The sequence below is a fragment of the Streptomyces sp. genome (assembly GCF_035563135.1).
Lineage (GTDB): Bacteria > Actinomycetota > Actinomycetes > Streptomycetales > Streptomycetaceae > Streptomyces.
Genome location: NZ_DATMVN010000620.1, coordinates 1 through 2,903 on the forward strand (window position 1 = coordinate 1; position 2,903 = coordinate 2,903).

4 protein-coding genes are annotated in these 2,903 nt (G+C 74.1%); 2 read left to right on the forward strand and 2 right to left on the reverse strand.

The annotated features are described in order from the left end of the window. The coding region (locus tag VN520_RS27670) for a GntR family transcriptional regulator (RefSeq protein WP_325749679.1) at positions 1-241 on the reverse strand (241 nt) is incomplete at its 3' end. A 93-nt stretch (positions 242-334) separates the two neighbouring features. Between VN520_RS27670 and VN520_RS27675 the strand changes: the two genes are divergently transcribed. Then, positions 335-1,255: a GNAT family N-acetyltransferase gene (locus VN520_RS27675; RefSeq protein ID WP_325749680.1), complete on the forward strand. Its 921-nt coding sequence runs from the start codon at positions 335-337 to the stop codon at positions 1,253-1,255. Further along, on the forward strand, positions 1,236-1,736 hold the full coding sequence (locus VN520_RS27680; protein WP_325749681.1) for a DUF402 domain-containing protein: 501 nt from the start codon (positions 1,236-1,238) through the stop codon (positions 1,734-1,736). The genes VN520_RS27675 and VN520_RS27680 overlap by 20 nt, the downstream gene beginning before the upstream one ends. Before the next feature lie 86 nt (positions 1,737-1,822). On the opposite strand, the gene VN520_RS27685 is transcribed toward VN520_RS27680, so the two are convergent. After that, a partial coding sequence (locus VN520_RS27685; RefSeq protein WP_325749682.1) for an NUDIX domain-containing protein occupies positions 1,823-2,903 on the reverse strand: 1,081 nt, incomplete at its 5' end.

Sequence of the window (2,903 nt, forward strand, 5' to 3'; positions counted from 1 at the left end):
CGGCGGCGACGAACGTCCCGTTGCGGCCGCGGGTCTCGATCACCCCGTCGGCCTCCAGCGCGCGGTAGGCCTTGGCCACCGTGTTGGCGGCGAGGCCCAGTTCCCCGGCGAGGCCGCGTACGGTCGGCAGCCGGTGGCCGACGGGCAGGGAGCCGGACCGGGCCTGTTCGGACAGCTGGGCGCGCAGCTGCTCGTACGGGGCGGTGGCGGAGTCCGGGTCAACGGCGATCTTCAGGGTCACGGGCCGATTCTCCCCCACCGGGGGTGTCCGGCACCGGCACCGCCCCCGGAAATCGGGAGGCGGCCGGGCCGCTTCCCGCGTTAGCGTCCCCGCATGACGGTACTCGTGCGGGACTTCCTGCCCGCTGACGCAGAGGCCTGGGTACGGGTGCGGCGTGCCGCACTGCCGTACATGGTCACGACCCCCGAGCAGGTCCTGAACGATCTGGCCGGCGCCCACCCCGACCGGCACTACCGGCTGCTGGTCGCCGAGGAGGACGGCGAGGTGATCGGGACCGCACAGGTGGGCATCTCCCACGAGAGTCCGAAGCCGGGCCAGGGTTTCTGCAATCCGTACGTGCATCCGGACCGGAGAGGGCGGGGCGCGGGGTCGCTGCTGGTCCGGGCCGGTGAGGAGCATCTGGCCGGTGCCGGTGCGAGCGCCGTCTACACGTGGGTGCTCGACGAGCCGGCCAACCGCGCGTTCGCCGGGAAGCGCGGCTATGCGGCGCGCCGGCCGGCGCACTTCCTGCGTCTCGGGCTGGCCGAGGGCACACTGCCTCCGCTCCAGGAGCTCCCTCCCGGGGCCGAGCTCCTGACCGCCGCCGACTTCGAGGACGATCCGCGCCCGCTGTTCGAGGCGGACGCGGAGACGACCGCTGACGAACCCGGCGATGTCCCGGTGGAGTTCTCCGACTACGAGGACTGGCTGGCGACGACCTGGCGGCGGCCCGGCTTCGATCACGCCCTCACCGCGGTCGTGACGGTGGACGGGAAGGTCGCGGCGTTCAGCGCGGCGCAGACGGACGGGCTGACCCGCTACTCGTCGGCGATGACCGGTACCCTGCGCGCCTTCCGGGGCAGAGGGCTGGCGAAGCTCGCCAAGAACGCCTCACTGCACCGGGCACGGGCCGCCGGGTACACGGACGCGTACACCGGCAACGACGCCGCCAACGGCCCGATGCTGGCGGTCAACCGCTGGTTCGGTTACGAGATCTGCGCCACGGAGGTGCGGCATGTGCGCGGGATCGGCTGATTCCGGCGCTCCCCTGACGGTGGCCCTGGTCAAGGCGGGCCGCACCAAGATCCGTTATCCGGCCGAGCCGGCCGGCGACGACGGCACCCGGATCACGGTCCGGGCTCCTTGGGCGGCGCCGGGCGTCCGGGACTTCGGCTTCGTGCGCTTCGAGCCGGGCGATGTCTTCACCGAGCACTACTGGCGCGACCGGTGGTACGCGGTGAAGGAGGTCCGCACCGGCGGTGGGCGGTTGAAGGGCTGGTACTGCGACATCACCCGGCCGGCCGTGCTGCGGGACGGCGAGCTGGTGGTCGAGGACCTGGACCTGGACCTGTGGGTGTCGGCGGACGGCTCCTGCGTACTGAGGCTGGACGAGGACGAGTTCGAGGAGAGCGGCCTCGCCGGGCGTGACCCGTCGGCGGCGGAGGCGGCGGTCCGCGCCCTGGACGAGCTGGAGCACCTGGCCCGCACCGAGGGGCTGGCGGGGCTGGTCGGCTGAGCAGGTTCTTCGTGCGGCCGGTGCGGCCCGGCCGCGCGGCGGTCCCGGTGTCCGCACCGGCCGCCGCCGCGTCGGGGGGGCTGTCCTCAGGGAGCGACCAGCTCCACCTCGTGGCCCGACGTGTTCGCCAGGCGGGCCGCGCAGGGCCCGCTGCCGTCGGTGCGCGGGGGGAAGCCGGCCGCCGGAGGCCGCCAGCCGTGCTCCGGGGCGTCCGCCATCAGGGCGTCGAGCGTGGCACGGTCGCGGACGTGGAACGCCAGGCGGCTGACGTCGGGGCGCAGCATGTCGTGCCCGGCGCCGGGCGGGCCGGGTGTGCGTTCCACCACGACATAGCTGTCGCCGCGCCGCCAGCTCCGGCCGTGCGCCCAGCGCTGGTACGGGACATGACCGAGCCGGCCGAGCAGCCAGCCCCACTGGGCGTCGGCCTCGGCGAGGTCGGGCACCGACAGCTCGATGTGGTGCAGCCGGCCGGTGGGGCTCGCCGCCACCGGCAGCGGGACGGCGCGCCGCGGCCCCCGCGGTGCGTACGCGACGGTGTCGGCGTCCTCGTGCCAGTGGATCAGGAAGCGCTGTCCGGCACGGTATCCGTCGAGGCCCTCACGGCAGTACGCCACCATGTCGTCGGGCAGCGCGTCCAGGGGGTACCAGTCCAGCTCGGAGCACTTGTCCGGCTCCGCGTTGCGTGGCGGACGCGCGGGGTCGTGGTCCGCCTCGAAGAACCAGCCCATCCTGGGGCTGCCGCCCGGACCCCTGTGCTGCATGACCAGGGCCACCCGGAGTTCGTCCGGAGCCAGCTCGACGCCGATCTCCTCGGCGGTCTCCCGGATCATCGCCGCCAGGACGTCCTCACCGTCCTCGGCGTGGCCGGAGGGGGCGTGGAGCAGCCCGTCCGCGTACCCCGTGCCGGCCCGGCGGGCGAGCAGCACGTCGGAGCCCCTGCGCAGGATCAGATGGACGTCGACGATCTCGGTGTGCCGGTGCTGCGGCTCGGCGCGGGCCACCAGGGCGTACCTCTCGTCGGTGACCTCCTTGCCCCAGAGCCGGGAGTCCCCGGAGAGCGGCTCGTGGTGGACCCGCTCGGTGTGCTCGGCGAGGAGTGCGGTGAGGTGGGCGGCGGAGAGACCGGTGCCGTTCCACACGCCTTCGACGAGCACCAGCCGGCCGCCC